General features: G+C 67.0%; 5 protein-coding genes. 4 read left to right on the plus strand and 1 reads right to left on the minus strand.

Translation table 11 applies throughout. The annotated features are described in order from the left end of the window. A partial coding sequence (gene polA, locus ACQRCJ_RS11830) for a DNA polymerase I (protein WP_427799875.1) occupies positions 1–2,756 on the minus strand: 2,756 nt, incomplete at its 3' end. 100 nt (positions 2,757–2,856) lie between these two features. On the opposite strand from polA, the gene ACQRCJ_RS11835 reads away from it, so the two are divergent. The 4 genes from ACQRCJ_RS11835 to ACQRCJ_RS11850 form a co-directional block, all read left to right on the plus strand. Beyond that, positions 2,857–3,984 carry an MlaE family ABC transporter permease gene (locus ACQRCJ_RS11835; protein ID WP_168934846.1) on the plus strand — a complete coding sequence of 376 codons (1,128 nt, stop codon included), beginning with the start codon at positions 2,857–2,859 and terminating at the stop codon, positions 3,982–3,984. Position 3,985: 1 nt separating this feature from the next. Continuing rightward, complete coding sequence (locus ACQRCJ_RS11840; protein ID WP_168934845.1) at positions 3,986–4,759, plus strand: ABC transporter ATP-binding protein; 774 nt, start codon at positions 3,986–3,988, stop codon at positions 4,757–4,759. Positions 4,760–4,775: 16 nt separating this feature from the next. Next, entirely contained in the window at positions 4,776–5,729 is a 954-nt protein-coding gene (locus tag ACQRCJ_RS11845; protein ID WP_168934844.1) for an MlaD family protein, read from the plus strand. After that, positions 5,726–6,318 (plus strand): PqiC family protein (locus ACQRCJ_RS11850; protein WP_168934843.1); only part of this gene is annotated, 593 nt, incomplete at its 3' end. The genes ACQRCJ_RS11845 and ACQRCJ_RS11850, both read left to right, overlap by 4 nt.

Here is a 6,318-nt window from a genome sequence, read left to right on the forward strand (position 1 = left end):
TGCGCCGCGCCCCAGTCGTGACCGGTGCCCCAGTCCACCAGCAGCGGCACGGAAAGCTCCTTGCCTGCGGGGCAGACATCCTGCATGAGGCGGGCCACCAGGGCCCCGGCCTCTTCGGCGGCATCGGCGGGCACTTCCAGCAAAAGTTCGTCGTGCACCTGCAGCAGCAGGCGGGCATCCAGCTCCCGCAGGCGCCCGTCACGGGCCACGGCCAGCATGGCCAGCTTGATGATGTCCGCCGCCGAGCCCTGGATCACGGTATTGATGGCCTGACGGCGGGCCAGGGCCGCAGCCTGTCCGCTGGCGGAATTGATGTCCGGCAGCAGACGGCGGCGACCGCCCAGAGTAGTCACGAAGCCGTGCTTGCGGGCCGAGGCCTCCACGCCTTCGTAAAACTCCTTCAGGCCCTGCAGGCGCTCGAAGTAACGGGCGATGAAGTCCTTGGCCTGCGTGGTGCTGATCTTGAGCTCCTGGGCCAGTTTCTGGGCGCCCATGCCGTAGATGAGGCCGAAGTTGATGGTCTTGGCATTGCGGCGCTGGTCCGGGCTCACCTGGTCGGGCGGCAGGTCATAGACCAGGGCCGCCGTGCGGGCGTGGATGTCCTCGCCGTTGCGGAAGGCTTCCAGCAGTGCCGGATCCTGCGAGACATGGGCCAGCACGCGCAGCTCCACCTGCGAATAGTCGGCCGAGACCAGCAGGCGGCCCGGCCCGGCGATGAAGCAGGAGCGCATGCGCTTGCCCAGCGGCCCGCGCACGGGGATGTTCTGCAGGTTGGGATTGCTGGAGGAGAGCCGTCCCGTAGCCGTGGCCTTCTGGTTGAAAGTGGTATGGATGCGGCCCTGCGGGTCCACCAGGCGCGGCAGGGGATCGAGATAGGTGGAGCGCATCTTCTCCAGCTTGCGGTACTGCAGGATGCTGTCCACCACCGGATGCTGCCCGGCCAGTTTTTCCAGCGTCTGCTGGCTGGTGGAAGCCTGGCCTCCCTTGGTCTTGCGCGGCGCGGGCAGGCCCAGCCCGTTGAACAGCACATCGCCCAGCTGCTGGGCCGAACGGATGTTGAACTGCGTGCCCGCCAGCTCGTAGACATGGGCCGTGAGCTGGTCCAGCCGGCCCTGCACATCGTCGAGGAAGGCCCGGAAGGCCGCGGCGTCGATGGCCACCCCGCTCTGTTCCATGCCTGCCAGCACGGGCAGCAGGGGCATCTCCAGACGCCGGAACAGCTCCAGCAGGCCGTCCTTTTCCATGCGCTGCTCGAACAGCTGCGCCATGGCCAGTCCCAGACGCGCGGGGCCGGGGGCCGTCTCGCCCCTGCTCTCCAGTTCATGGCGCAGCACGGCGCCCCAGCGGGCCGAAAGACGGGGCCAGCCGTAATCGTTCTCTTCGGGGTTCAGCAGATAGGCGGCCACGCCCAGATCGATGCAGTCCCCCGCACGCCCGGCCAGGAACTGCCAGCAGGACGCGGAGGTCAGCATGCCCTTGAGGTCCGCCGTCACCAGGGTGCGGGCAGGGGCCAGCCACCGGGCCAGCTCCGCCACAGGACCTTTCCACTGCCATTCTCCCAAAGAACTGCCGTCAGCGCCTTCCACGGCCAGATAGGGGGCCTCGCGGTCGCCGTGGGCCCAGATCAGGGCCACGCGGGCATCTCCGCAGTCCGGCAGGGCCGATACGTCATCCAGCGCGGGCGCGGATTCCTGCGGCATGGCGTCCAAAAGGCTCATCTGGCTGGTGGCACGACCGCTGCGGGCAGGCTGGGCCAGCGGCAGGGAGGCCTGTTCCGCAGCCGCCTTCTTCCCGGCTGCAGGCTGTGCGTCCTCACGGATGCTGCCCGCATCCAGGAATTCCTCGGGCAGGTCGGCCTCGGCGGCCTGCAGACGGTCCAGGGCGGCCAGCTCGCGCCGCAGGGCGAAGAGCTCGAACTCTTCCGTGAGCAAGGCGCAGGTGGCGGCATCCAGCGGCCGCACGCGCAGGTCGTCCAGCGTGACGCCGGGGCAGAAATCACGTCTCAGGGTGGTGAGCTCGCGCCAGGTGAACATGTTTTCCAGATGCGCCTGCAGTTTGGCCTGCATCTTGGGCGGCAGCAGGACGAAATGGTCGCGGATGTCCTCAAGACTGGGGCAGATGGAGAAGATCTGGCGCGCGGTCTTGGGACCGATGCCCGGCACGCCGGGGATGTTGTCGCTGGTATCGCCGATGAGGGCCTGCACGTCGGGCCACTGGGCGGGCGTCACGCCGCTCTCTGCCGTGAAATCGGCCTCGCTCACCAGCTTTTCTTCCTTGGAGGCCGGGTCCCACATGTAGACGTTGGGGCCCAGGCACTGCTTCAGGTCCTTGTCGCCGCTGACGATGATGACGGGATGTTCCGCCGCGAAGCGCGCCGCCAGCGAGGCGATGCAGTCGTCGGCCTCGCAGCCCTGCGAGACTTCCAGCCGCAGGCCCAGGGCCCGCACCATGCGGTGGATGGGATCCAGCTGGCGTACCAGATCTTCGGGCGTGGCATCGCGGTTGGCCTTGTAGAGGGGGAATATCTCGTGCCGGAAGTTGGGGCCCTTGCCGTCCTGCACGAAGGCGAAATAGCGGGGGCGCTCTTCGCGCAGGATGCGCAGCAGCACGCGGCTGACCACTACCAGGGAATTGGTGGGGAAACCGTCGGAACGCTGCATGTTCCTGTTGGCAAAAAAGCCGCGATAGATGAAGGCCGAGCCATCCATGAGAAAGACGGGCTCTGCGGCAAGCCCGAGGCGTTGTTTCAGCGACATGGCAATCCGGGGTTGTAGGGTAAGCAAAAAAGGGGAAAAAGCCTGCGGGGGAGCGGCCTCCCTCCTTGCGTAGCTTCTGTCCTGCGCGTATACTATAGAGATGGAAACAAGTCCGCAAGTAAACCTGGACAGGGCCGGAGAGCGCCTGCAGGTCACCGTCTCCGGCAGCTGGGCCATCAATACGCCCTGGCCGCCGCAGTGTGCCGACGCCCTGCAGCAGCTGCGAGGCCCCGGCATCCGGCAGCTGCACCTCGCGGCGGCCTCCCTCGACGCCTGGGACAGCAGCCTCCTGGTCTTCCTCGTCCAGCTGCACAAGGCCGCCCGCGCCGCGCAGATCGATATCAGCCAGGACCTGCCCACAGGACTGGCACGACTGCTGCACCTGGCCTTCGCCATCCCGGCCCAGGCAGGGGCCGCCCGCAGCGACCACCGGCAAGGGCTTTTCGCCCGGGTGGGCGAAGCGGTCATGGACCTGCCGCCCCGCTGTGCGGATTTTCTGGAATTCCTCGGCGATGTGACCCTTTCCATCTGGCGTCTCATCCTGGGACGCGCCGGCATGCGCATGCAGGACTTTATAGAAGCCATGTACGAATGCGGTGTGCGCGCCTTGCCCATCATCTCCATCACCAGCCTGCTGTTCGGTCTGATCCTGGCCTTTGTGGGCGCGGTGCAGCTGACGCAGTTCGGCGCCCAGATCTATGTGGCCGGGCTGGTGGGCATCGGCATGCTGCGCGTCATGGGCGCGGTCATGGTGGGCGTGGTCATGTCCGGCCGCGTGGGGGCCGCCTATGCGGCCATGATCGGCACCATGCAGGTCAACGAGGAAGTGGACGCCCTGACCACCCTGGGCATCTCGCCCATAGATTTTCTGGTGCTGCCGCGCATGCTGGCCCTGATGCTCATGGTCCCCCTGCTCACGGTCTATGCCGACCTCATGGGCATCCTGGGCGGCTATGTGGTGGGCGTCTCCATGCTGGGGCTGAGTTCCGCCGAATACCTCAACGCCACCATGCAGATGGTCTCCTTCGTCCACGGGCTCATCGGCATCGCCTACGGTACGGTGTTCGGTATCATCATCGCCCTAGCGGGCTGCTATCAGGGCATCCGCTGCGGCCGCAGCGCCCAGGCCGTGGGCCTGGCCACCACCACGGCCGTGGTCCAGTCCATCGTGGGCATCATCATCGCCACGGCCGTCATCACCATCATCTGCAACGTACTGGGCATCTGACATGAGCACTCCCCGCCTGCGCGTCCGCGACCTGACCCTGGGCTACGGCTCCTTCGTGCTCATGCGTGACGTCAATTTCGATGTGGCCGCCGATGACATCTTCCTCATCATGGGCGGTTCCGGCTGCGGCAAGAGCTCGCTCCTGCGCACGCTCATGGGCCTCAAGCAGCCCCAGAGCGGCCAGGTGCTTTACGGCGATACGGACATCTGGGCCTGTACCGAAAAAGAGCGCCGCCGCATCCTGCGGCGTACGGGCGTCCTCTTCCAGGGCGGCGCCCTGTGGAGCTCCATGACCCTGGCCGAGAACGTGGGCCTGCCGCTGCAGCAGTACACCGACCTCGATGACGACGAGATCCGCGAGCAGGCCTCGCTCAAGCTGGCCCTGGCCGGTCTGGCCGGTTTCGAGGACTACTATCCTTCGGAGATCAGCGGCGGCATGCGCAAGCGGGCCGGTCTGGCCCGGGCCCTGGCCCTCGATCCCGAAATCCTTTTTCTGGACGAACCTTCCGCCGGTCTGGACCCGGTGAGCGCCCGCATGCTGGACGACCTGATCCTGGAGCTGCGCGACGCCCTGGGCACGACCTTCGTCATCGTCTCCCACGAGCTGGCCAGCATCTTCGCCATCGCCAGCAACGGCATCTATCTCGACGTGCGGACCCGGCGCGTCACTGCCCGGGGCAACCCCTCCGAACTGGTGCGCGACCCGCACACCGAGCTGCAGGCCCTGCGCTTCCTGACGCGCGGCGAAGCGGGCGGCCCCCAACAACAGGACTGAACCCACAGGATACGGCATGGCAAAACAATCATTCAAAACCGCTGTAGGGGCTTTCGTCATCGGCGGACTGGCGCTGCTGGTGGCGGGCATCATCCTGCTGGGCGGCGGCCGCATGTTCAGTGACGACATCGAATACGTCCTGTACTTCGACGGCTCGGTGAGCGGCCTCAATATCGGGGCGCCCGTGGTCTTCCGCGGCGTGCCCATGGGCCAGGTGACGCGCATCAGCCTGGAGGCCAACCCGCGCGACGCCAGCGTCACCATCCCGGTCTACATCCGGCTGGACGAGAACAGCATCGTCCGGGCCGGGGTCACCGGCGAGCTCACGGACAATTTCCGGCAGGAGATCCTGCGCCGCCTGATCCAGCGCGGCCTGCGCGCCCGCCTGCAGCTCCAGAGCCTCATCACCGGCCAGTACCGCGTGGAGCTGGACTTTTTGCCCAATACGCCCGCCAACTTCCGTTCCCCCATGCCGGACAGGGAGATCCCCACCCTGCCCTCGCCCATCGATACCCTGCAGCGTACCGTGGCCAGTCTGCCTCTGGAAGAGATGGCGCATACCACGGCGGGCATCCTGGAAAAGCTCAACGCCGCCCTGTCCGGCGATGCGTTGGAACGCGGCATCAAGGCCTTTGCCACCTCCTTTGAAGAAGCGCAGGCCCTGCTGGCCGGCATGCAGGAATCCCAGAAGACCCTGGCCCAGGCCCTGGAAAAGCTGAATGCGGCGGCCACGTCGGCCCAGCACGACCTGCCCCAGGCCCTGCAAAGCACCCGGGACGCCATGAACAACGTCTCCTCCGTTTCCCTGGCCACCAAGGCCGTGGTGGAACGCAATGCCCCCCTCACCCAGGAGCTGCGCCGCCTGATTCAGGAAAGCGCGGCTGCCGTCCGCTCCCTGCGGGCGTTCATGGACGTGCTGGAACGCAATCCCGAAGCCCTGCTCCGCGGCAAACAAGGAAGTCGCCGATGAACCATCTCCTCCGCCATACGACCGTTTTCCTGGCCCTGCTGACGCTCCTGTTGACCGCTTGCGGCCGCAGCGCGCCCACGCACTTCTATCTGCTGGACAGCGGCCAGCCCCCCCTGACCGCCGACAGCCTGCCCGCTGCCAGTCTGAGCATCGCACCGGTGAGCGTGCCTGACTATCTGGACCGCAACGGTCTGGTGCGCCGCAGCGACGGCCAGACCCGCCTGGAGGTCTCGGAACTGGACATCTGGGCCGAGCCGCTGGGACAGGGCGCCCGGCGCGTGCTGGGCGAAGTGCTGGCCGCCCGCCTGCTGCCCCGGGGCATCGACGTGATCGCTGCCGGAGACCGGCAGGGCGACATGGAACTGGCCGTGGCTTTGGAACGTCTGGACGGCGACACGCCGGGCACGGCCCGGTTGCAGGCCCGTTGGCAGCTTTCCCGTGGCGGAGAGGCGCTGGATCGCGGCATCTACGCAGCCAGCGAGGATGCCGGCATGAGCAGCGCCAGTCTTGTGGCGGCCCAGAGCCGTCTGTTGCAGGGACTGGGCGAACATCTGGCCGAACGCCTGCTGCCCCGCCTCAAGGCCGGACG

This window comes from Desulfovibrio sp. SGI.102, assembly GCF_050314315.1.
Taxonomy (GTDB): domain Bacteria; phylum Desulfobacterota; class Desulfovibrionia; order Desulfovibrionales; family Desulfovibrionaceae; genus Desulfovibrio.

What these genes read in the sequence shown, in the direction of transcription:
- ACQRCJ_RS11835 (WP_168934846.1), top strand. Translation starts at nt 2,857, where the DNA reads ATGGAAACAAGTCCGCAAGTAAACCTGGACAGGGCCGGAGAGCGCCTG.
- ACQRCJ_RS11840 (WP_168934845.1), top strand. Translation starts at nt 3,986, where the DNA reads ATGAGCACTCCCCGCCTGCGCGTCCGCGACCTGACCCTGGGCTACGGC.
- ACQRCJ_RS11845 (WP_168934844.1), top strand. Translation starts at nt 4,776, where the DNA reads ATGGCAAAACAATCATTCAAAACCGCTGTAGGGGCTTTCGTCATCGGC.